The following is a 20,961-nucleotide window of genomic DNA, read 5'->3' as shown; positions in this document are numbered from 1 at the left end:
CGGGGCGGCGCGGTGCGGCCCCACTGACGCAGCGACGGGGAGGCGGTATGGAAGAGGTCCTCGGTTACACACTGACGGGCATCGCCAGGATCGGCGGTGTCGTGATCGAGTGCCTCGGCACGGCGGCCGAGGTCTGGGTCGCCGTGCGGGCGGGGCGCACCTGCGATCAGGAGAAGCAGGGGTCCTGACGACCCGTCCGCAGAAAGTCTGCGGCGCAGGGCGGCGATGTGGACCCCGACGATGTCGAGATCCCCGCGGAAGGCGCTGTCCCAGGCCGCGTCCAGGATTCGACGCAATGGCTGACGGCGTGTCACGAACCCGGATCCTCGCCGTGGGCCCGGGGCCGTGCCCCGCCCGACGGCGTGGCCGGGTGGGGTCCGGGTGGCGCGCCGTCCCTGGCGCGCCCCGGAGTCCGGTGGGATCAGCCGCGGGAGGCGAGCTCCCTGGCGGCGCGGGCGCAGGCCAGCGCGATCCGGTCCTCGTTCACCGTGGTCAGGTTGCCCCGCTCGACCACGGCGTTGCCGTTGACGAAGAGGGCGGTCAGCGGTGGCAGCGCGCCCAGTACCAGAGCGGCGACCGGGTCGGCGATCGAGGAGTGCATGATGCCGTCGATCTTCCACAGCGCCAGGTCGGCGAGCTTGCCGGCCTCGATGGAACCGATCTCGGCCTGGCGGCCGAGCACCCGGGCGCCGCCCATGGTGCCCAGGCGCAGCGCCTGACGGGCGGTCAGCGCGTCCGGGCACCCGTGCAGCCTGTTGATCAGCAGCGCGTTGCGCAGCTCGGTGCCGAGCTCACCTGACTCGTTGGAGGCGCTGCCGTCCACGCCGAGGCCCACCGGGACGCCGGCGCTGAGCATGTCCGGGACCCGGGCGATGCCGGCGGCGAGGCGGGCGTTGGAGGAGGGGCAGTGCGCGACCCCGGTGCCGGTCTCGGCGAACTTGGCGATGTCGGAGTCGTTCATGTGGACGCAGTGCGCCATCCAGACGTCCTCGCCCAGCCAGCCGGTGGACTCGAAGTAGTCGGTCGGGCCCATGCCGAACAGCTGCTTGCAGAACTCCTCCTCCTCGGCCGTCTCGGAGCCGTGGGTGTGCAGGCGCACCCCCTTGCGGCGGGCCAGTTCGGCGCTCTGTCGCAGCAGTTCGGTGGAGACCGAGAACGGTGAGCAGGGGGCGATGGCGATGTGCAGCATCGAGCCGAAGGAGGCGTCGTGCCACTTGTCGACGGCCGCCTCGGAGGCGACCAGGATGTCCTCGGTCCGCTCGACCGCGCGGTCCGGCGGCAGACCGCCGTCCTTCCGGCTGCGGTCCATCGAGCCGCGCAGCGCGGTGAAGCGCAGACCGAGCTCCTGGACGGCCTCGATGGAGGCGCCGAGGATGTCGCCACCGCCCCGCGGGAAGACGTAGTGGTGGTCGCCGGCGGTCGTGCAGCCCGACTTGAGCAGCGCGGCCGCGGAGCCCTGGGCGGCGGCGTGGACGAGCCGGTCGTCGATCCGGGCCCAGGTCGGGTAGAGCGCGACCAGCCAGTCGAAGAGGATGTGGTCCTGGGCGAGCCCCCGGGTGATCCACTGGTAGAAGTGGTGGTGGGTGTTGACCAGGCCCGGGGTGAGCAGGTGGCCCTCGCCGTTGATCCGGCGCACCACGTTCTCCAGCCACTTCGGGGCGGGTCCGCCGCCGATGGACTCGATCCGGTTGCCGAGGAGGACCACGTGGCCGCGCGCGTACTCGGTGTCGTCGGCGTCGACCGTGGCGATCGCGGCGTTCTCGATGACGACCCGCTGGTCTGCGGGAGGCGGCTGGACTGCCATGGTGTGACTCCTATGGGGAGGGATCGGGGGCGTACGGGTGAGGGGTGCCCGCCCCCGGCCAGTCAGGACGGTGTCGCCGTCGGCACCGTCGCGTCGGGCGGATCGCCGGGCCGGCCCCGGCGGTCCGTGCCGACGTGGTGGAAGAGCAGGTTGAGCAGGACGGCCGTGGCGTCCACGGTGGTGGGGTGGGTCAGACGGCCGGGATGACCGGGACGACGCCCTCGCGGTGCACGGTGCCCTCGATGAGGCCGTACATCCGGTCGGCGGCGTAGTAGACCTCGTTCTCGTTCTTGAGGCCGAACGGCGACAGGTCGACGAGGAAGTGGTGCTTGTTGGGGAGCTCCAGCCGGACCTCGTCCACCTCGGCGCGGTTGTCGAGCACCCGGGTCCCCATCGCGTGCAGGGTCTGCTGCAGCGAGTAGGAGTAGGTCTCGGCGAAGGCCTCCAGCAGGTGGCGCTTGACCTGGGTGTAGCAGCGGTTCCAGTCGGGCTGGGACTCGCCCTCCGCGCCACGGTAGGAGTACGTCCAGCGGGCCGTCACCTGGGTGGCCAGGATGCGGTCGTAGGCCTCCTGCAGGGTGGTGTACCCGTCCTTGATGTAGCCCCAGAACTCCGAGTCGGTGGAGTTCATCACCACCAGGTCCTTGAGGCCGGAGATCACCTGGACGTACTCGCCGTCGTAGCGGACCTCGGTGGTGCGGACCTCCTGGCCGTTGCGGACGAAGGAGTGGCCGGCCTCCTCCGAGCCGGTGGGGCGCGAGGTGCTGTCCGGGGTCCTGATCCGGTCCCAGGCGTACTCCTCGATCCGGATCCGGGCGCGGCGGACCGGCTCGGTGCTGTCGACGAAGTGGCGGGCCAGGGTGATCCCGAAGTCCTCCGCCGAGTCGATGCCGTACTTCTTGGCGAAGGCGTAGACGGTGTTCTTGGTGGTGTCGGTGGGCAGGCAGTTGGCGTTCGAGCCGGTGAGGTGGACGTCGTCGAAGTCGCCGGAGAGGGTGACCGAGACGTTCAGGTCCTTGATCTCGTGGCGGGTGGAGTCGCGGTAGACCCGGACGATGCGGTTCTCCGCCTTGCCGTACTGGTTCTGGCCGAGCACATGGGCCATGGCGGGCTCCTAAGCGGGTTGCGGTCTAGCTTCCGCGGTAGACCGAGTAGCCGAACGGACTGAGCAGCAGCGGCACGTGGTAGTGGTGTTGCGCGGGCGCGACCGCGAAGACGATCGAGACCTCGGGGAAGAACGGTGCCTGGTCCGACCGCCCGGCGTAGTAGGCCGTGGTGTCGAACCGGAGCCGGACGACCGGGCCCGCCTCCACGGCCGGCAGGTCCCTGGCCCGGCCGTCGGAGTCCGTGGCGGAGGTGCCGAGCACCTTCCAGCCGCCCTCGGTGCGAATTGCCAGTTCGATGGGGACGCCCTCGGCCGGGCGGCCGAGGCTGGTGTCGAGCACATGCGTGGAGATGCCAGTCATGGGTGGAATGACCTCGAATGTGGCTGAGTTGACGAGCTGTCAGATGAATGGCGACGGCTCGTCGAGCAGTCGGTTGATGCGAATGTCGTTGATCTTCCGCAGCTCGCCCCGGATGGTCTCCGCCTCGGTGGCGGCGTCATGGGGGAAGCGTTCGCGCAGCGACGCGAGCATGGTGGTGGCGGTGCGGCCGGTGGCGCAGATCAAGAACACATGGCCGAACTTCGCCTCGTAGGCGGCGTTGGCCCGGTGCAGTTCGTCGAGGAGCGCCGAGTCCGCGTCCCGGATGCCGGCCTGCTCGCGCTCGGAGGCGGTGTCGCCCGCCTTGGGCTCGCCGATCCGGGCGTGGCCGGCCATCGCGTCGTGCAGGTCGTGGACGGTGAGCGCCGCCACGGCGGCCGCGTTGGCGGCCAGCAGCGCCTCCCGGTCGGCCCAGGGTCGGGCGGCCGCGACGGCCTCGGCCCAGCCGGGACTGGAGCAGATCTCCAGCAGGGTCTTCGTCACTTCGGCGGCGGGAGCCTCGGCCAGTGTCCGCAAGGCACCGGCCGGATCAGGAGCCGCTCGGGGGTGGTTGGTCACGGGTGGACCTCCTGGAGAGTGGTGCCACTCGCACAAGCTAGATCCACCATCCCCGAGCGTCAACACTTTGTTGAACGGTTGGTGGTTACGTTTCGCGGGGATTCCGCGGGCCGGCACTTCTGGTGTGCGATTCGCCGAATGCGCCTGTTGCCAAGGACGGGAGGGGTCGGGCAACCGGCGGCGACAGTTCCGGTCCCTCAGCCGGCCTTGCCGCCGTCCTGCTGCCGGTTCAGATAGTTGTACACCGTGAACCGACTGACGCCGAGGGCCGAGGCCACCGTCTCCACTCCGTGGCGGACGGTGAAGGCGCCGCGCTCCTCCAGCAGGGCGACCACCCGCTGCTTCTCCCCGCGGTCAAGCTCGGTCAGCGGGCGGCCGTCGAACTGGCGGGTCATGTCGGCCAGCAGGCGGTCCAGGGCGCTGCTCAGGTGGGGGAGGCGGACGGCCACTGCCGGGACGCCCTCCCACTCCAGGACGACGTCGTCGGGTCGGGCCTCGGTGAGCTCGACGCGGCTCGCGCCGACGGCTTCCAGCAGCGGCTCTATCGCCGCGGCGAGCGGGTGCTCGAGGGCGTTGCTCACTGCGTACCCACTCCTTCCGGCCCCTGCTCCGCGTCCTCGTCGAGGACGCTGACCTGGATCGAGATCCGGGTGGCTCCGGCCTCCAGGGTCTTGCGCAGCAGCTCGGAGACGGCGGACAGCACCTGCTCCGCCTCGCCCTCCGCGCCGGTGCCGAACGGGCCGACGGACACGGCCAGGCCGGCCTCGTCCGCCGCCTGCCGGGCGGCCGCCGCGTGCTCCGGGAACGCGTCCAGCTCGAAGGGTTCCGTCGTGAACTCCACCATCAATCGCACCCGCTCACTCTATCGAGCGGTGCGGCGGCCTGGATCGGCCGGCGAAGAGCCGGACGGTCGGACGGTCGGGGTCCGCGGCGGCCGGAACGCCCCGGTCGCTTCCGCGAACGGTCGCTTCAACAAACTGTTGTGGCGGTCTTGACAGCCCGAAGCGACCCTGGAGATGCTTCCATTGAGCAGAATCTATGTTTCGCATCGTGGAAATTTGGGAGGGAGTGAGAAGTGAGGGACGTGACTGCCGCTTCCAGGCACAGCTACACGGTCAACCTGTCGATCCTGTTCGGCGAGCTTCCTCTCCCGGAGCGTCCGGCCGCCGCGGCCGCCGCGGGTTTCACCGCCGCCGAGCTGTGGTGGCCCTTCGGCGAGAACCACATCCCTTCGAAGGCCGAACTGGACGTGGTCCGTGGGGCGTTCACCGACGCGGGGGTGCGGCTGACCGGCCTCAACCTCCTCGACGACCTCGCGCTCGGCAAGCGCGGCACCGTCTCCGTGCCGTCCGAGCGGGAGCGTTTTCGCGAGAGCCTCCCGGTGGCCGTCGCGCTCGCCGAGTCGCTCGGCGCCGGGGCGCTCAACGCCCTCTACGGCAACCGGGTCGAGGGCGTGGCCGCGGCCGAGCAGGACGAACTCGCGCTGGAGAACCTCGCCCTCGCCGCCCGGGCCGCGCACTCCATCGGCGCGGTCCTGCTGATCGAGGCCCTCAACCGGGCCGAGTCGCCGCACTATCCGCTGGTCTCCGCGGCCGCCGCGATCGAGGTGGTGGACCGGGTCAATGCCGCCACGGGCCTGGGCAACGCCCGGTTCCTGTGCGACGTCTACCACCTGGCGATGAACGGCGAGGACCCGGCCACCGTCATCGACGTCCACGCCGACCGGTTCGGCCATGTGCAGATCGCCGACAACCCGGGCCGCAACGAGCCCGGCACCGGCGGGCTGGACTTCGAGGACCTCTTCACCCGGCTGACCGCCGCCGGCTACGGGTCGGGCGGCACCGGCGCGGCAGGCGGGCGGATCGGGCTGGAGTACCGCCCGTCCACCGGAGTCAGCGCCGACGGCTTCGAGTGGCTGCCCCGCGAGTACCGGGCCGGCTGAGCACCCGCCCCCGCCGCCGGCCCACCCTCCACGTGCACTCAAGGAACGGAACGCGATGAGCCGCAAGATCGCCTTCATCGGCCTCGGCATCATGGGCGGCCCGATGGCTGCCAACCTGGTCAAGGCCGGTCACCACGTGACCGGTTTCAACCTCACCCAGCCACCGATCGACGCCCTGGTGGCGGCCGGCGGCCACGGCGCGACGGGCGTCGCCGACGCGGTGCGGGACGCCGAGGTCGTCATCACCATGGTCCCGGCCGACCCACAGGTCGAGGAGGTCATCCTCGGCGAGGACGGTGTGCTGGAGAACGCCCGGCCCGGCACCCTCGTGATCGACATGTCCTCGATCACCCCGCAGACCTCCGTCCGGGTCGAGGCCGCCGCCGGGCAGAAGGGGATCCGCACGCTGGACGCCCCGGTCTCCGGAGGTGAGGCCGGTGCCGTCGAGGCCGTGCTGTCCATCATGGTCGGCGGCGCCGCCGAGGACTTCGCCGAGGCCAAGCCGCTCTTCGACGTACTCGGCAGTACGGTCGTCCACGTCGGCCCGGCCGGCGCCGGCCAGACCGTCAAGGCCGCCAACCAACTGATCGTCGCCACCAACATCCAGGTGCTGGCCGAGGCCGTGGTCTTCCTGGAGAACGCGGGCGTCGACCTGCGGGCCGCGCTGGACGTCCTGGCCGGCGGCCTGGCCGGCTCGACCGTGCTGGGCCGCAAGAAGGCCAACATGCTGGAGCGCGAGTTCGCCCCGGGCTTCCGGATCGACCTGCACCACAAGGACATGGGCATCGTGACGGACGCCGCCCGTGCCGTCGGTGCCGCCCTGCCGGTCGGCGCGGTGGTCGCCCAGTTGGTCGCCTCGGCCCGGGCGAACGGCGACGGCTCGCTGGACCACTCCGCCCTGCTGCGGGGCGTCGAGCGCCTGTCGGGCCGCGAGGTCCGGTGACACCGCACGTCGCGGCCGGGAAGTGCGCTGACCGAGCGCACCCGGTGCCAGCTGGGTGTCCGGAAGCCGGTGCGGATTCCCCGAGCACCGGGTAGTGCTGGTTCCCCGGGCCAGCCCGGGCAGCCGCAAGCCAGGTGATGAGAAGAGAGGCCACCCGCTATGCCCGCCACCCCCGCCCAGGGCCATGTGGTCGTTGCTCCCGACAAGTTCAAGGGCACCCTGGAGGGTGCCGAGGCGGCCGCCAGGATCGCGGCCGGTATCCGCCGTGCCGCCCCGGCCCTGGAGGTCCGCGAACTGCCGGTCGCCGACGGCGGCGAGGGCACCCTGGCCGCTGCGCTGGCGGCCGGGTTCACCGGGGTGCCGGTCAAGGTCGCCGGTCCGACCGGACTGCCGGTGGACGCGGCGATCGCGGTGCGGGACGACACCGCAGTGATCGAACTGGCCCAGGCCGCCGGGCTGGCCCGGCTCCCCGGCGGCCGCACCGCGCCGCTCACGGCGAGCTCCTACGGCGTCGGTCAGCTGATCGGCCGGGCGGTGGCGCTGGGTGTCGGGCGGATCGTGATCGGCCTGGGCGGCAGCGCCTGCACCGACGGCGGCGCCGGTATGGTCCAGGCGCTCGGTGCGAGCCTGCGCGACGCCGACGGCGCCGAGCTCGCTCCCGGCGGCGCGGCCCTGCGTCGACTGGCCGCCGTCGACCTCGGCCCGCTCGTCGGCTCGCTGACCGACGTCGAGGTCACCGTCGCCTGCGACGTGGACAACCCGCTGCTCGGCCCGCGCGGCGCGACCGCCGTCTACGGCCCGCAGAAGGGCGCGGAGGGCGAGGACCTGGTGGTCCTGGAGGAGGGCCTGACCCGCTGGGCCGAGCTGGTCGGTGCGGCCACCGGGCGGGATCTTCGCGACGCCCCGGGCGCCGGGGCCGCGGGCGGGGTCGGCTTCGCCGCCCTCGCGCTGCTCGGCGCCACCATGCGACCCGGCATCGAGCTCCTCCTCGAACTGCTGGGTTTCGACGGGGCAGTGCGTGGGGCGCGCCTCGTCGTGACCGGCGAGGGCTGCCTGGACGCGCAGACGCTCCACGGCAAGGCCCCTGCAGGCGTCGCCGCGGCGGCCGCCCGGGCGGGGGTTCGGGTGGCCGCCGTGGCCGGGCGGCTGGAACTGTCGAAGGACGAGTGGCGCCGGGCCGGCTTCGTCTCCGTGATCGCCCTCACCGATCTGGCCCAGCGGCCCGGCGACAGCATCACCAGGGCCGCCGAGCTGGCGGAGCTGGCCGGAGAGCGGCTGGCGGCCGAACTGCTGGCCCGCTGAACCCGCCCGCGACTCGCGGTTTCCCGCATTGACGTTTTGTTGAAGGCGGGCCTAGGGTTCGAGCCACCGCAGCATCCGGTCCGACAGCAGGGCCGTCAACTGCCGTGTCGGCACTGCCCACCCGCTTTCGGCGACCCGCACTCGTACGCGACAGCACGGAGGTCCGGATGCCCCTCAGCGAGCCGTCCCCCGCGGCGGTGATCCGCTCCCGCCGTGCGGTCCTGCCGGACGGCGAGCGTCCCGCTGACGTGCTGATCCGGGACGGCCGGATCGCCCGGATCGCCCACCACGGCGTGCTCACCGAAGGGGCGGTGACCGACCTGGGTGAAACGGTTCTGCTACCCGGTCTGGTCGACACCCACGTCCATGTGAACGAGCCCGGCCGCACCGAGTGGGAGGGCTTCGCCACCGCCACCAGGGCCGCCGCGGCGGGCGGGGTCACCACCATCATCGACATGCCGCTGAACTCCATACCGCCCACCACCACGGTGGCCGGTCTGGCGGCCAAGCGGAAGGCGGCCGACGGGCAGGCCTGGATCGACCTGGGCTTCTGGGGCGGGGCGATCCCCGGCAACACGGCCGAGCTCGAACCGCTGTACCGGGCCGGGGTGTTCGGCTTCAAGAGCTTCCTCGCGCCCTCCGGCGTGGACGAGTTCCCGCACCTCGGACCGGCCGACCTGGAGCGGGCGCTGGCCGAACAGGCCAGGATCGGCGCGCTGGCCATCGTCCACGCCGAGGACCCCGCGGTCCTCGCCGCCGCCCCGCAGCGGCCGGGCGTCCACTACCGGGACTTCCTCGCCTCCCGGCCCGCCGATGCCGAAACCGCCGCCGTGGAAAGGCTGTTGGAGGCGGCGGGGCGCACCGGCGCCCGGGTGCACATCCTGCACGTCTCCTCCGCGGCCGTACTGCCGCTGCTGCGCCGGGCCCGGGAGACGGGCGTCCAGGTGACCGCCGAGACCTGCCCGCACTACCTCACCCTCGCGGCCGAGGAGGTCCCGGACGGCGACACCGCCTTCAAGTGCTGCCCGCCGATCCGCGACGAGTCCAACCGCGACCTGCTCTGGGAAGCCCTGGGAGACGGCGAGTTCATCGCGGTCGTCTCCGACCACTCGCCGTCCACTCCGGATCTGAAGGAGCTCAGGCGCTACGGCGGCAGCGGTGACTTCGCCACCGCCTGGGGCGGCATCGCCTCCCTGCAACTCGGCCTGCCGGCCGTCTGGACAGAGGCCCGCAGGCGCGGCCACGGCCTGGTGGACGTGGTGCGCTGGATGGCCGGCGGCCCGGCCTCGCTGGTCGGCCTGACCGGCACCAAGGGCGCCATCGCGGTCGGGAACGACGCCGACCTGGTCGCCTTCGACCCGGACGCCGAGTTCGCCGTGCAGCCCGACCGGCTGCACCACCGCAACCCCGTCACTCCGTACGCCGGCCGGAGGCTCACCGGCGTGGTCCGCACCACCTGGCTGCGCGGCCGGGTCGTGGACGTGACCGCCGAGCCGTTCGGCCGCCAGATCACTCGCAGCTAGGAGTCCCAGTTGAGCAATGAGAAGCCCTCGAGCGCTCCGTTCACCGAACTGGTCGACCTGGCCTCGCGCCGACTGGGCGCGGGCGTCGTCGCCACCAACGAGGACACCTTCGCGGACGCGGAGAACCTGCTGGTCGCGGGGCCCGCCGAGTTCCGTCCGCACACCTTCGGCCACAAGGGCCAGATCATGGACGGCTGGGAGAGCCGCCGCCGTCGCGGCGTCTCGGCCCAGCAGCCGCACCCGACCGACGAGGACCACGACTGGGTGATCGTCCGCCTGGGTGCGGCAGGAGTGATCCGCGGCGTGATCATGGACACCGCGCACTTCACCGGCAACCACCCCGAGTCCGGCTCGGTCCAGGGCGCCTCCGTCCCCGGCCACCCCTCACCCGAGGAGGTCGAGGCCGCCGAATGGGTGGACCTGGTCCCCCGTACGCCTCTCCAGGGCGACACCGCCCACGAGTTCGAGGTCGGCAACGAACAGCGCTTCACCCACGTCCGGCTGAACATCTGGCCGGACGGCGGGGTGGCCCGGCTGCGGGTGTACGGCGAGGTCCGCCCCGACCCGCGGGACCTGGACGGGCTCACCTTCGACCTCGCGGCGCAGGAGTACGGCGGTGTCGCCGAGGCCGCCTCGGACCGCTACTTCTCCTCCCCGCACAACCTGAACGCTCCCGGTCGTGCCACCGTCATGGGCGAGGGCTGGGAGACCCGGCGGCGGCGCGACAAGGCCAACGACTGGGTGCAGATCGCCCTGGCCGGGGGCGGCGAGGCGCTGGCCGCCGAGGTGGACACCACCCACTTCGTCGCCAACGCCCCCGGCTGGGCCGACCTGGTCGGGTACGACGCCTCCCGGGGCGGCGACCCGCACACCGACCCGGACGGCTGGTTCGAGATCCTGCCCCGCACGCGCCTGCAGCCCGACACCAGGCACCGCTTCCGGCTCGTCCCGGGCCGCACCCCCACCCACGTCCGGCTCAACGTCTACCCCGACGGCGGCGTGGCCCGGCTGCGCCTGACCGGCAGGCTCACCGAGGCCGGCCGCGCCGCCCTCGCGCTGCGCTGGTTCGACTCGCTGCCCGCCGCCGAGGCCGAGGCCGCGCTCACCGGGGCCGGACTGACCGCGGCCGAGGCCACCGCGCTGACCGCCGCCCGCCCGCTCGCGGACGCCGCCGGGGCCACCGCCGCCGTCGCCGCCCTGCGGCCGGCCGACGGCCCCGACGGCGAACAGTCCTCCCGCCGCCGCTCGGCCAGCTGGCGCCTGCTCGGCGTCTGACCGTCGGGGGAGGGGCCGCCCGACGGGCGGGGGAGCCCTCCGGGGCGGGGAGCGCGGCAAAACCCGTACCGCGGTGCGTGGTTGACCGCACGGGTCCCCGCACCCCGGAGAGTGGCGCACGGCTGCGGAGTGCGGCATATGCCAGTCAAGGGGCACCCGTGTTGTACAGGCGAAATTCGCCTCGGTACGGGCTGTGTCACCCCGGGCGTGGATAGGCTGGGGGGATCGCGGCAGGTCCGCGCGGATGGGTGGGATTGCACAGAGGGGGCCCTCATGTCGGCACGGAGTCGGGGCGACCGGACCACACTCGATCAGGGCGGCCCGAGCCCATTCGGCTCGATCCAACGGGCCCTGAGGCTGTTGGAGGCGGTGGACCGCCACGGTGGCGGGGTCACCGCGGCCGTCCTCGCCCGGGAGCTGTCGCTGCCCTTCGGCACCGTCCAGGAACTGGCCGAAGTCCTGGAGTTGGAGGGCTATCTGACCAACCAGGAGGGCGCCTGGGTGCTCGGCGGCGCCTTCGCCCTACTCGGCCAGTCCAACCGCAGGCAGCTGCTGCGCAGCAGGCTCGACCGCACCCTGGCCGAGCTGTGCGACGAGTTGGGCGCCGCCGTCTACTTCAGCCGGTACCTCGACGGCGAGTTGACGGTGGACGCGGTGGCCTGCGCCGACTACGCCCCGCCGGTCGAGGAGTGGGTGGACTTCCGGGCCTCGGCGCACGCCAGCGCGCTCGGCAAGTGCCTGCTCAGCCAACTCGACCACGACGCCCGCCGCGACCATCTCTCCCGGTACCCGGTCGCCCGGCTGACCTCGCGGACCATCACCGACGCCGAGCAGCTGATGCACCGACTGGAGCGCCAGCCGGCCACCGTCCCGGTGCTGGACATCCAGGAGTACTCCATGGACACGGTCTGCGCGGCCGTCCCGGTCACCGCGGGCAGCACCGTCGGCTGTCTGGCCACCTCGCTGCCGGTCTCCGACATCCACCGCCTGCGTGCCGCCGCCGAACTCCTCGCCGAGCGTGCCGCCCCGCTGATGATCGCGATGGCGGTCTGACCCCGGCGGGCGTCACCAGCGCCCGAGGAAGACGACGCCCTGGAAGACGGTGTTGAGTACGGCGGCGACCACCCCGGCGTAGCACAACTGCGGGGTCGTCCTGGGCACCGCCGCCACCACGCTGGCCGTGGCGGGTACCACCGTCAGCCTCTGGGGCGGCGGTCTGGTCTCGGTACGGCAGTGGCTGTACGGGCCGGTCCACCGCCGCGACGGAGACGGACTGGCTGATCCGGGTCGCCCATGCCTACCGGACCGCCCCGGTGGTGGCCGCGGTCCGCGACCGGGTCCGTGCGGAGCTCGGACTCGGGGAGCACCGGTACAGCGGCTGTCGGTGAGATCGGTCTTCCTGGGGCCCGACGTACGGTGTGGACGCTCCGAGTGCGGCACCGGACCGCGCTGAATCCGGGCGGAGACAGGTCAGGCCGTTTTGAACCGCAACTGCACGCTCAACTGGCGGCAGCGCCGAACCACTCGGGCAGATGGCCGAGCAGGTCCTGCTGATCGTCACCGACCCACGCAACATGGCCGTCCGGCCGCAGCAGCACCGCGGGTGCGTCCAGTTCCTCGCTGACGTCGACGACGTGGTCGACCCGATCGGCCCAACCCGCCACCGTGAGCCGGCCGGTCTGGTCGAGCAGCAGTCCGCGGCCGCCGTGCATCAGCTCGTAGAGGCGACCCTGCTTCAGCTCCACGTCCCGCAGCCGCCGGCCGAGCAGCTCATGGCCCTCGCCGAAGTCGTAGCGGACCCCGACCGCGGTGGCCGTCTCGGTCATGTACCGGTTCACCTCCTCGAAGTCCATCAGCTTCGAGAGCAGTTCCCGCAGCGCGGTCGCACCCGGATCGGTCCCCAGCAGCGTCATCTGCGCGCGGGTGTTGGCCAGCACGCCGGCGCCCACCGGGTGCCGCTCGGCGTGGTAGCTGTCCAGCAGCCCCTCCGGCGCCCAGCCGCTGACCGCGGCGGCCAGCTTCCAGCCCAGGTTGAACGCGTCCTGCACACCGAGGTTGAGCCCCTGCCCGCCGGTGGGCGGGTGGATGTGCGCCGCGTCGCCGGCCAGCAGCACCCGGCCGACCCGGTAGCGCTCGGCCTGCCGGGTGGCATCGCCGAACCGGGACAGCCAGCGCGGCGAGTGCGCCCCGAAGTCGGTGCCGGCGGTGGCCCGCAGCTGCTCCTTGAACTCCTCGAGGGTCGGTTCGGTCGCACCGTCCCCGGCCACGCCGTCGGCGGGCACGACGATTCGGTAGGATCCGTCCCCGTTGGGGATGGCGCCGAACCGCAGTTGGGTCTTGCGGACCTCCTCGACGACGGCGGCAAGTGTCGCCGGGTCCTCGGTGACCTCCATGTCACCCAGCAGCGTCTCGACCTTGGCGGGTTCGCCGGGGAAGGCGACACCGAGCCGCTTGCGCACCGTGCTGCGGCCGCCGTCGCAGCCGACGAGGTAGCGCGAGCGCAGGTGCGAGCCGTCCGTCAGCTCGACGGTCACTCCGTCCTCGTCCTGGCTCAGCCCGGCCACTTCGCAGCCGCGCCGAATCTCGGCACCGAGTTCGAGGGCACGCTCGCCCAGCAGCCGCTCGGTGACGGGCTGCAGGGTGGTGAGGCCGTACGGATGCGCCGTGTCCATCCGGTCCGGCCACGGCTTGTGGATGCCGCCGAAGAAACCGCCGACCTGGAACTTCTCACTGACCGCGAGGAACCGGTCCAGCAGGCCGCGCTGGTCCATCATCTCGACACTGCGCGCGTGCAGACCGCGCCCGCGGGTCTGCCCGGTCGGCTCGGTCAGCTTCTCCAGCACGACCACGTGCACGCCGTGCAGCCGCAACTCGCCGGCCAGCATCAAGCCGGTCGGTCCGCTGCCGACCACGATCACGTCAATCATCAAAACCCCCCGTTCAACGAGATTGGATTCCGGCCAGCCACTCCGTGCGGTCCGACGGCACGCACACCCGTACTTCCGCGCCAAGTCCCCGCAGTCGCAGCGCGAGTTCCACCGGCGGTCCGACGTCTCGCATCCCGTGCGCCGGCGAAAGCGGGTGCGCGTCGAGAATCCGTCGTTTCCGCAGGTTCTGGCCTTGGCCGGTCATTCTGCGCTACGACCCGGGTCTTGCCGCAAGGCCCCCGGGGCGCTATATGTTGAGAGTGGCAAGGAGTAAGTGGCTCCTTGCCTTTGTCTTTTGTCCTCCGCTGTGGACGGACCGGCCCATCCCGCCCGGCCGGCGGCCGGGCATCACGGATCCGGGACGGTGTCGGTGCCGAGGGCCGCGGCCCGAAGAGCGGCCGTGAGGCGGACGACGGGTTCGGTCGGCGGGTGGGGAAGCCGGGCCAGGAGCAGGCGTCGCAGTTCCTGCGGCCTACAGGTAGGCCATGCACGCGGTGCACTTCGCGGTCGTGTCCGCCAGGTCTGCTGGGTACCAGGCCTTCCGGGTGGCGGTGGCGTGCAGCCCGACGATCGTCATGCCTCGGGTGGGTCGGCCGCAGAACGTGAACTCTGCTGGCTCCGGGGAGCCGAGGCGGGCGGGGCGGGCCGCGTGGAGTGTCCCGAGGCTGCCGGGGTCCGGGCTGTTGAGCACGATGATGTCCACGCTCACCACCCTCGCCCGGGCCCGGTAGCAGCGCGAGTCGGGCCTGGCCGAGCAGGCCGTCTTGGCCGCGGACACTTTCGGGTTGAACCCTGTGCCGGCCGGGTTGGTCGGTCCGGCCTCCAGGTCCACCGCATGTCCGGCCCGAGGCTCTGGGGGCCCGAAGCGCGAATGGCAAATGGTGTGCTCGAAAACCGTTCGGTCGGACACTGGGGTGGAGGCGATCTCATGGACGTGATTACCCACGTCGGCTTCCGAACGAGTCCTTCGTCGAGGGCACCGTGACGCGTAGCCCATCGGCCTCGAGGACCAGGTCCTCGGCGTTGAGCGCGCTCACCTCGCTCGCGCGACCGGCGATGCCGATCGGGAGCGTCACCACGGCGCGATCGCGCAGCCGGGTGAGTTCCGGCAGCTGGTACTCGCGGCGGCGGCGCCGGGAGCCGGCCAGCCGGGGCGCGGTCGGCTCGGCGGTGTTCATCGCGCGCAGGTGTGCCGGGGTCGAGGCCACCCGAGGTCGGCGACGCCGTCCGCAACCTGATCGCCCCCTGATCCAGGGCCGTGCCCTCCCCGGCGGCTCTGCGGCACGGCCCCAGTCCTGGCAGAGGCAGCGAAGCGGGCGCGGCACCGGGTGGATCAGAGCCAGCCCTTGTGGGCGGCTTTGATGCCCGCTTCGAAGCGGCTGCTGGCGTCCAGACGTTCCATGATCGATGACATTTGGCGGCCGACGGTGCGTGAGGAGATGCCGAGCCGCTGGCGCCAGGCTTATTAGACTCGATGTCGATAAGAGTGCCCGAAACCCTTGTAGGGCGCTCTACTCGCAGGTAGGTTGCCGGTAACCACCGCGCCACCCGCAGGTCAGGAGGCTCCCATGCCCCACCCCACCGCGCCCTCCGCCGCCCCGCCCGCCGTCCACGACGGCCTGGTGCTCGAACCCAGGGACGTCCGCTTCGACTGGGCGCAGCTGCCGCTGCACTGGATACCGGACGAGCCGATGGCCACCCACACCATCAACGTGCTGCACCTGCTGCTCCCCGAGGGGGAGCGCTGGTTCGTCCGGGTCTTCAAGGACGCGCTTCCGATGATCAGGGACGAGCAGCTGCGCGAGGAGGTGCTCGGTTTCATCGGGCAGGAGTCGATCCACGCCGAGGCCCACCAGGAGGTCCTCGACCACCTGCTCGCCCAGGGGCTCGACCCGCGGCCGTACCTGCGCCAGATCAGCTGGCTGTTCCAGCGCATCCTGGGGGACAAGCCGCATCTGACCGAGCATCAACGGCGTGAGAACATCATCGAACGGGTCGCCTTCGTCGCCGCGATCGAGCACTTCACCGCCTTCCTCGGCGACTGGGTGCTCAACTCCCCCGGACTGGACCAGGCCAAGGCCGACCCCACCATGCTCGACCTGCTGCGCTGGCACGGCGCCGAGGAGGTCGAACACCGCAGCGTCGCCTTCGACCTGATGGTCCACCTCGACCCGGGCTACCCGCGGCGGATCCGGGGCATGGCGGTGTCCGGGCCGCTGCTGGTCCATCTCTGGGTGCGCGGAGTCCGCTTCCTGCTCGCCGCCGATCCCACCCTCCAGGGGCGGATCAGGCCGACCTGGCGCGAGGCCCGGCGGCACTCCAGGCGCGGGCTGCTGCCCGACCCGATGAGGTCCATCCGCTCCGGCCTGCGCTACCTGCGTCCCGGCTACCACCCCACCCAGGAGGGCTCCTCCAGCCAGGCCCTGGCCTACCTCGCCACCTCCCCGGCCGCCCGCGCCGCCGCCGTGCGGTGACGCCGCCCGGCCGGGCGGGCCCCGGGGAGCGGCGAACCACGCGGTCGGACGGCCCCGCAGCTGCCGAGCGGCTCACAAAATCCCCGGCGACCGCGGCTTCCACGTGAAGGCGCACGGCCGGCCGCGGCACCTCGCGCCTCCGGGCCGAGGCGCACCCCCGAAGAGCCCCCGCCCCGCCCCGCCCCGCCCCCGCCCCTCGACGACCTCGACCCGGAGCCGCCCGGATGGACCTCAGCACACCGCCCCCCGACCTCTACGGCCGCCCGCGGCCGGACCGCTTCATCCGGCGGATCACCGCCTTCGGCGACCGCTACAGCCCCGCAATGGGCTCTCCGCTGCTCCGCCGCAACCCCCGCCGGCCCCGGCCCCGCCCCACCCCGTCACTCCAACTGGTGGTCACCCGCCACGAGTTGATTGCCGCAGACGTGGTGGAGCTGCACCTCGCCGACCCCTCCGGCACGCCCCTGTCCCGATGGCAGCCCGGCGCCCGCCTGCTGCTCACCCTTCCCTCCGGTCGCGAACGCCACTACTCCCTCTGCTCGGACCCCGCCGACACCGGCCACTACCGCATCGCGGTCCGCCGGATCGCCGACGGAGGCGGCGGCTCGATCGAGATCCACGACGAGCTGCACGCCGGCGCCCGCCTGACGGCCCGGCGGCCGCGCAACGGCTTCGCCTTCTGTGCCGAGCCGAGCGTGCTCCTGCTGGCCGGTGGCATCGGCATCACCCCGCTGCTCCCGATGGCCCGCGAGGCCGCCCGCCTGGGCCTGGACTGGCGGCTGGTCCACACCGGGCGCAGCGCCGACGCCATGCCCTTCGCCGACGAGCTGCGGGCCCTCGGCGAGCACCGGGTCACCCTGCTCGCCGACGACCGCGACGGCGTCCCCACCGCCGAGGCCCTGCTCGCCCGAGCCCCGGCCCGCGCCGCCGTCTACTGCTGCGGCCCCGCCCCGATGCTCACCGCCGTCCAGCGGGCACTCGACGCCTCGCCCGCGCGCTCCCTGCACTTCGAACGCTTCGGCGCCGCACCGCTCACCGACGGCCGGCCCTTCACCCTCCGGCTCGGCCCGAACGGACCCGAACTGCCCGTCCCCGCCGACCGGTCCGCGCTCGACGTGCTCCGTGAGACCCGCCCCGACCTGCCGTACTCCTGCCACCAGGGCTTCTGCGGCACCTGCAAGCTGCAGCTGCTCTCCGGTGCGCCCGACCACCGCGACCGCCGCCTCACCGAGGAGGAGCGCGCCGCCGGTGCCCTGCTGCCCTGCGTCTCCCGAGCCGCCGAGGGCGAGACACTCGTCCTCGACCTGTAAGGAGTCCGACCGATGCCGCGCTTCCCCTTCGACGACCATGACCTGGCACGTTTCCGGGAGACCCAGCAACTCGCCTACCACTGCGCCGAGCAGGTGGCCGCCTGGATCGAACCCGGGGTGACGGAACGCCAAGCCGCCGCCAAACTGCGCCGCTGCCTGGTCGCCGAGGGCGTCCAGGACTTCTTCCACATCCCGTTCGCCTGGTTCGGCGACCGTACCGCCTTCCGGCACTTCCGCACCCCGCTGCAGTTCTTCGCCGGCAGCCGCCGCCTGGCCGAGGGCATGCCGTACGTCCTGGACTGCGCCCCGGTCGTGGACGGCTACACCGCCGACATCGGCTACGGCGGAAAGGTCGGCGAGAACCGGATCTGGGACCGGCTCGCCGCCGACCTGCAGGTCTACCGGGAGCTGATCCTGCGCGAGGTGCGGGCCCGCAGACCGCTCGACGAGGTGTACGCCGCCGTCGACGCGCAGATCGCCGCGCACGGCTACGACAACCGCCACCGGGTCTACCCGGGCCGGGTGATCGGCCACCAGGTGACCCGGACGACCGCGCGCGGCCCGGCCGGGGTGAACGTCCTCGGCTTCGGCGTACGCACCCTGCAGACCCTCGGCCGGGAGCTGATCAGCGAGCGCCTGCACGGCCGTTCGCCGCTCTGGGCGGACGGCCGCGCCTCCCGTCATGCCCCGACGCCCGGGCTGTGGGCGGTGGAGCCGCACATCGGCTTCCGCGAGGTGGGCATCAAGTTCGAGGAACTGCTGGTGGTCACCGAGGACGATGCCTACTGGCTCGACGACGACCTCCCGCACGTGCGCCGGTGGACCCTGAAGGAGAGTGCGAAATGACCACCCGCCGTACCGTCCGCTCCGGCGGCCTCCCCCTCGCCGTCTTCGAGGAGGGCGACCCCGCCGGCCCCACCGTGATCCTGGTGCACGGCTACCCGGACACCCATGTGGTGTGGGACGACGTCGCCGCCGACCTCGGGAAAGACCACCACGTCGTGCGCTACGACGTCCGCGGCGCGGGGGAGTCCGGGGCGCCCGGCTCCCGTGCGGGGTACCGGCTGGAACTGCTGGCCGCGGACCTCTTCGCGGTCGCCGACGCCGTCAGCCCCGACCGGGCGGTGCACGTGGTGGCGCACGACTGGGGCTCGGTGCAGTCCTGGGAGGCCGTCACCTCGCCCGGTGCCGAGCAGCGGATCGCCTCCTACACCACCATGTCGGGGCCCTCGCTGGACCACACCGGCCACTGGATCCGCCACCGGTTGCGGAGGCCCACCCCGCGCCATCTGCGACAACTGCTCCGCCAGGGCGCCCACTCCTGGTACATCACCGCCTTCCACCTGCCCTTCCTCGCCCCGGCGGCCTGGCGGCTGTGGCTGTCCCGCGCCTGGCCCAGGGTGCTGCGCGATCTCGAGGGGGTCACCCCGCGCCCAGGCCACCCGCAGCCGACGCTCAAGCGGGACGCGGTCCGCGGCATCGAGCTGTACCGGGCCAACATGCGGCCGACCCTGCGCGAGCCGCGCGAGCGGCCCACCGAGGTGCCCGTCCAACTGGTCACCCTGGCCCGGGACCACTACGTCGGCGAGTTCCTCTCCGAAGGGCTGGAGCGCTGGGCACCCAGGCTCACCCGCCGTACCGTCGACGCCACCCACTGGTCCGCACTGCTGGAACAGGGCCCGGTGGTGGCCGGGATGGTCCGCGACTTCGTCGCCCGTGCCGACGCGGGCGAGACCCAAGGTCCTTCGGACAGCGAGCAGTTGGTGGTGATCACCGGCGCGGGCAGCGGCATCGGCCGGGCCACCGCGCTCGCCTTCGCCGAACAGGGCGCCACCCTGGCGCTGGCCGACCTGGACCTGCCGTCCGCCGAACGCACCGCAGAACTATGCGAGTTGGTCGGCGGCCGGGCCCGCGCGTACCGGCTGGACGTCGGCGACGGCGCCGCCGTCGACGCCTTCGCCCAACAGGTCGCGGCCCAGCACGGGGTGCCGGACGTGGTGGTCAACAACGCCGGCATCGGCCACTCGGGAACCTTCCTGCAGACCACCGAGAAGGAGTGGCAGCGCGTCCTGGACGTCAACCTCTGGGGCGTCATCCACGGCTGCCGGGCGTTCGGCACCCTGATGACCGAACGCGGCCGGGGTGGCCACATCGTCAACCTGGCGTCGGCCGCTGCCTATCTGCCCGCCAAGGCGCTCGCCGCGTACGCCACCAGCAAGGCCGCCGTCCTGATGCTCTCCGAGTGCCTCGGCGCCGAACTGGCCCCGCACCGCATCCGGGTCTCCGCCATCTGCCCCGGCATCGTCAGCACGAACATCACCCGCACCTCCACCTTCTCCGGTACCACCTCGGCCGAGCAGGCCGCGAAGCGGGAACGCGCCACCAGGATGTACGCCCGCAGGGGATTCCCGCCCGAGAAGGTCGCCGCCGAGATCCTGCGCGCCGTGCGCACCGGCAAGCCGGTCGTCCCGGTCACCTTCGAGGCCAAGGCGGCCCGCCTGCTCGGCCGCCTCTCCCCGGGCCTGCTCCGCCGGGCCGCCCGGCTGGACATCGGCTGAAACGCGACCCGCAGCCCCACGGCCGTAGGTATCGAGGCCCATGGAGACAACGACGGCTCTCCGGTCCTTCGCCCTCGTCGTGGGGCTGCTCACCCTCACCCCGGGCTGGACACCGCACTTTTAATCCGTAGGTTCAGGGTTCGAGCCCCTGGCGGCCCACGTGGAATGAAGGATTGCACCCCTTCTGACCCGCAGTGCAGCACCTCGGCTACTTCGATTAGCCGGGGTGCTGCTGCGTTCTCAGGCCGTCTGCGTGAGCGGACGGCAAATCAGTGCCGGGTGTGGTGGTGGACTGGGCGTCCTTCGGTGACCGTGCCCGGGGCACGAGGGCGGCGGCGGCCTCTTGTGAGCGACGAAGCGCCCCGCCCACCGCGATGGTGGACGGGGCGCGTTCATGGGTGAAGACGCCGGGTGTCTCAGCGTGCTTGCGCGAGAACCAGGTCCGCGAGTGCCTGTGCCGCGTCCGGGTGCCCCAATGCGCGTGACTTCGCGGCCATCTCGGTGCGCAGCGCGTGGTCCTCGATCAGCCGCCGCACGCCTTGCTCCAGGCGATCCGCGGTGACGTTCGGGCGCGTGATGGCGACCGCTGCGCCGTGCTCCGCCAGGTACTCCGCGTTGCGGCGTTGTTCGTCGGCAGCGGTGGGCTCCAGGGGGATGAGGACGGCGGGCTTGCCGATCGCGGTCAGCTCTGCGAGCGTCCCGGCCCCGGCCCGGGAGATCACCACGTCGGCGGCGGCGAACACATCAGCAAGCCGACCGCCTCGGTGATCGACACCCAGAGCGTGAAGACCTCCACCAATGTGGCCGTGACCAGCCAGGGAACCGACGCCGCGAAGAAGATCGTCGGTCGGAAGCGAGGGA

22 protein-coding genes and 2 pseudogenes are annotated in these 20,961 nt (G+C 72.4%); 12 read left to right on the top strand and 12 right to left on the bottom strand.

The features are described 5' to 3' along the window. Positions 1-47 precede the first annotated feature (47 nt). Positions 48-188, top strand: coding sequence for a hypothetical protein (locus ACWDAK_RS07395; RefSeq protein ID WP_427393260.1), 141 nt, complete (start codon positions 48-50; stop codon positions 186-188). A 233-nt stretch (positions 189-421) separates the two neighbouring features. Here the strand turns inward: ACWDAK_RS07395 and ACWDAK_RS07390 are convergent, their stop codons facing one another. From ACWDAK_RS07390 to ACWDAK_RS07365, 6 genes are all read right to left on the bottom strand, one after another. After that, a complete protein-coding gene (locus tag ACWDAK_RS07390; RefSeq protein ID WP_427393261.1) occupies positions 422-1,804 on the bottom strand; it encodes an 8-oxoguanine deaminase in 1,383 nt (460 codons plus the stop codon). Between the two features lie 190 nt (positions 1,805-1,994). Beyond that, on the bottom strand, positions 1,995-2,909 hold the full coding sequence (pucL, locus tag ACWDAK_RS07385) for a factor-independent urate hydroxylase (protein WP_427393262.1): 915 nt from the start codon (positions 2,907-2,909) through the stop codon (positions 1,995-1,997). A gap of 25 nt (positions 2,910-2,934) precedes the next feature. Further along, positions 2,935-3,270: a hydroxyisourate hydrolase gene (uraH, locus tag ACWDAK_RS07380; protein ID WP_344636960.1), complete on the bottom strand. Its 336-nt coding sequence runs from the start codon at positions 3,268-3,270 to the stop codon at positions 2,935-2,937. 39 nt (positions 3,271-3,309) lie between these two features. After that, positions 3,310-3,846 (bottom strand): 2-oxo-4-hydroxy-4-carboxy-5-ureidoimidazoline decarboxylase, encoded by a 537-nt coding sequence (uraD, locus tag ACWDAK_RS07375; RefSeq protein WP_344636959.1) that lies wholly within the window; start codon positions 3,844-3,846, stop codon positions 3,310-3,312. 197 nt (positions 3,847-4,043) lie between these two features. Further along, entirely contained in the window at positions 4,044-4,427 is a 384-nt protein-coding gene (locus tag ACWDAK_RS07370; RefSeq protein ID WP_344636958.1) for a helix-turn-helix domain-containing protein, read from the bottom strand. Beyond that, positions 4,424-4,699, bottom strand: a complete 276-nt coding sequence (locus ACWDAK_RS07365) for a thiamine-binding protein (protein ID WP_344636957.1) — start codon at positions 4,697-4,699, stop codon at positions 4,424-4,426. Before ACWDAK_RS07365 ends, ACWDAK_RS07370 begins: the two co-directional genes overlap by 4 nt. 222 nt (positions 4,700-4,921) lie before the next feature. Between ACWDAK_RS07365 and ACWDAK_RS07360 the strand changes: the two genes are divergently transcribed. From ACWDAK_RS07360 to ACWDAK_RS07335, 6 genes are all read left to right on the top strand, one after another. Beyond that, the gene (locus ACWDAK_RS07360) at positions 4,922-5,788 is read left to right on the top strand and encodes a TIM barrel protein (protein ID WP_344636956.1); all 867 of its coding nucleotides are present in this window, start codon (positions 4,922-4,924) and stop codon (positions 5,786-5,788) included. Positions 5,789-5,843: 55 nt separating this feature from the next. Next, on the top strand, positions 5,844-6,731 hold the full coding sequence (locus tag ACWDAK_RS07355) for a 2-hydroxy-3-oxopropionate reductase (RefSeq protein ID WP_427393263.1): 888 nt from the start codon (positions 5,844-5,846) through the stop codon (positions 6,729-6,731). A 159-nt stretch (positions 6,732-6,890) separates the two neighbouring features. Then, positions 6,891-8,033, top strand: coding sequence for a glycerate kinase (locus ACWDAK_RS07350; RefSeq protein WP_427393264.1), 1,143 nt, complete (start codon positions 6,891-6,893; stop codon positions 8,031-8,033). Positions 8,034-8,200: 167 nt separating this feature from the next. Next, positions 8,201-9,556, top strand: a complete 1,356-nt coding sequence (allB, locus tag ACWDAK_RS07345) for an allantoinase AllB (RefSeq protein WP_427393265.1) — start codon at positions 8,201-8,203, stop codon at positions 9,554-9,556. A gap of 9 nt (positions 9,557-9,565) precedes the next feature. Next, positions 9,566-10,831, top strand: coding sequence for an allantoicase (alc, locus tag ACWDAK_RS07340; protein ID WP_344636952.1), 1,266 nt, complete (start codon positions 9,566-9,568; stop codon positions 10,829-10,831). 273 nt (positions 10,832-11,104) lie between these two features. Beyond that, entirely contained in the window at positions 11,105-11,884 is a 780-nt protein-coding gene (locus tag ACWDAK_RS07335; RefSeq protein ID WP_344636951.1) for an IclR family transcriptional regulator, read from the top strand. 12 nt (positions 11,885-11,896) lie between these two features. Here ACWDAK_RS07335 and ACWDAK_RS07330 read toward each other — a convergent pair whose 3' ends face one another. From ACWDAK_RS07330 to ACWDAK_RS07310, 5 genes and pseudogenes are all read right to left on the bottom strand, one after another. Beyond that, the gene (locus tag ACWDAK_RS07330) at positions 11,897-12,025 is read right to left on the bottom strand and encodes a hypothetical protein (protein WP_344636950.1); all 129 of its coding nucleotides are present in this window, start codon (positions 12,023-12,025) and stop codon (positions 11,897-11,899) included. 305 nt (positions 12,026-12,330) lie between these two features. Continuing rightward, the gene (gene rox, locus ACWDAK_RS07325) at positions 12,331-13,758 is read right to left on the bottom strand and encodes a rifampin monooxygenase (RefSeq protein WP_344636949.1); all 1,428 of its coding nucleotides are present in this window, start codon (positions 13,756-13,758) and stop codon (positions 12,331-12,333) included. A gap of 472 nt (positions 13,759-14,230) precedes the next feature. Beyond that, a complete protein-coding gene (locus ACWDAK_RS07320) occupies positions 14,231-14,536 on the bottom strand; it encodes a hypothetical protein (RefSeq protein WP_344636948.1) in 306 nt (101 codons plus the stop codon). Positions 14,537-14,696: 160 nt separating this feature from the next. Then, positions 14,697-14,936 carry a site-specific integrase gene (locus ACWDAK_RS07315; protein ID WP_344636947.1) on the bottom strand — a complete coding sequence of 80 codons (240 nt, stop codon included), beginning with the start codon at positions 14,934-14,936 and terminating at the stop codon, positions 14,697-14,699. A 155-nt stretch (positions 14,937-15,091) separates the two neighbouring features. Then, positions 15,092-15,211, bottom strand: a pseudogene (locus ACWDAK_RS07310) (helix-turn-helix transcriptional regulator); the annotation flags it as partial. A 115-nt stretch (positions 15,212-15,326) separates the two neighbouring features. Here ACWDAK_RS07310 and ACWDAK_RS07305 point away from each other — a divergent pair. The 4 genes from ACWDAK_RS07305 (at position 15,327) to ACWDAK_RS07290 (ending at position 20,100) form a co-directional block, all read left to right on the top strand. Next, on the top strand, positions 15,327-16,232 hold the full coding sequence (locus tag ACWDAK_RS07305; protein WP_427393266.1) for a metal-dependent hydrolase: 906 nt from the start codon (positions 15,327-15,329) through the stop codon (positions 16,230-16,232). Positions 16,233-16,456: 224 nt separating this feature from the next. Then, positions 16,457-17,542, top strand: coding sequence for a PDR/VanB family oxidoreductase (locus ACWDAK_RS07300; protein WP_427393267.1), 1,086 nt, complete (start codon positions 16,457-16,459; stop codon positions 17,540-17,542). 12 nt (positions 17,543-17,554) lie between these two features. Next, positions 17,555-18,388: a M24 family metallopeptidase gene (locus ACWDAK_RS07295; RefSeq protein ID WP_427393268.1), complete on the top strand. Its 834-nt coding sequence runs from the start codon at positions 17,555-17,557 to the stop codon at positions 18,386-18,388. Then, positions 18,385-20,100, top strand: coding sequence for an SDR family oxidoreductase (locus ACWDAK_RS07290; protein WP_344636943.1), 1,716 nt, complete (start codon positions 18,385-18,387; stop codon positions 20,098-20,100). The genes ACWDAK_RS07295 and ACWDAK_RS07290 overlap by 4 nt, the downstream gene beginning before the upstream one ends. A gap of 416 nt (positions 20,101-20,516) precedes the next feature. On the opposite strand, the gene ACWDAK_RS07285 is transcribed toward ACWDAK_RS07290, so the two are convergent. Continuing rightward, positions 20,517-20,843 (bottom strand): UDP-N-acetylglucosamine--N-acetylmuramyl-(pentapeptide) pyrophosphoryl-undecaprenol N-acetylglucosamine transferase, encoded by a 327-nt coding sequence (locus ACWDAK_RS07285; protein ID WP_344636942.1) that lies wholly within the window; start codon positions 20,841-20,843, stop codon positions 20,517-20,519. A 6-nt stretch (positions 20,844-20,849) separates the two neighbouring features. On the opposite strand from ACWDAK_RS07285, the pseudogene ACWDAK_RS07280 reads away from it, so the two are divergent. After that, positions 20,850-20,961, top strand: a pseudogene (locus tag ACWDAK_RS07280) (IS5/IS1182 family transposase); the annotation flags it as partial.

This window comes from Kitasatospora sp. NPDC001175 (assembly GCF_053598215.1).
The sequence above is the reverse complement of the archived record's forward strand: the minus strand, read 5'-3'. Positions and strand labels throughout refer to the sequence as shown.

Coding starts and splice junctions, on each gene's coding strand:
- ACWDAK_RS07395 (WP_427393260.1), top strand. CDS start 48: ATGGAAGAGGTCCTCGGTTACACACTGACGGGCATCGCCAGGATCGGC.
- ACWDAK_RS07390 (WP_427393261.1), bottom strand. CDS start 1,804: ATGGCAGTCCAGCCGCCTCCCGCAGACCAGCGGGTCGTCATCGAGAAC.
- pucL (WP_427393262.1), bottom strand. CDS start 2,909: ATGGCCCATGTGCTCGGCCAGAACCAGTACGGCAAGGCGGAGAACCGC.
- uraH (WP_344636960.1), bottom strand. CDS start 3,270: ATGACTGGCATCTCCACGCATGTGCTCGACACCAGCCTCGGCCGCCCG.
- ACWDAK_RS07355 (WP_427393263.1), top strand. CDS start 5,844: ATGAGCCGCAAGATCGCCTTCATCGGCCTCGGCATCATGGGCGGCCCG.
- ACWDAK_RS07350 (WP_427393264.1), top strand. CDS start 6,891: ATGCCCGCCACCCCCGCCCAGGGCCATGTGGTCGTTGCTCCCGACAAG.
- allB (WP_427393265.1), top strand. CDS start 8,201: ATGCCCCTCAGCGAGCCGTCCCCCGCGGCGGTGATCCGCTCCCGCCGT.
- ACWDAK_RS07335 (WP_344636951.1), top strand. CDS start 11,105: ATGTCGGCACGGAGTCGGGGCGACCGGACCACACTCGATCAGGGCGGC.
- rox (WP_344636949.1), bottom strand. CDS start 13,758: ATGATTGACGTGATCGTGGTCGGCAGCGGACCGACCGGCTTGATGCTG.
- ACWDAK_RS07315 (WP_344636947.1), bottom strand. CDS start 14,936: ATGAACACCGCCGAGCCGACCGCGCCCCGGCTGGCCGGCTCCCGGCGC.
- ACWDAK_RS07305 (WP_427393266.1), top strand. CDS start 15,327: ATGCCCCACCCCACCGCGCCCTCCGCCGCCCCGCCCGCCGTCCACGAC.
- ACWDAK_RS07300 (WP_427393267.1), top strand. CDS start 16,457: ATGGACCTCAGCACACCGCCCCCCGACCTCTACGGCCGCCCGCGGCCG.
- ACWDAK_RS07295 (WP_427393268.1), top strand. CDS start 17,555: ATGCCGCGCTTCCCCTTCGACGACCATGACCTGGCACGTTTCCGGGAG.
- ACWDAK_RS07290 (WP_344636943.1), top strand. CDS start 18,385: ATGACCACCCGCCGTACCGTCCGCTCCGGCGGCCTCCCCCTCGCCGTC.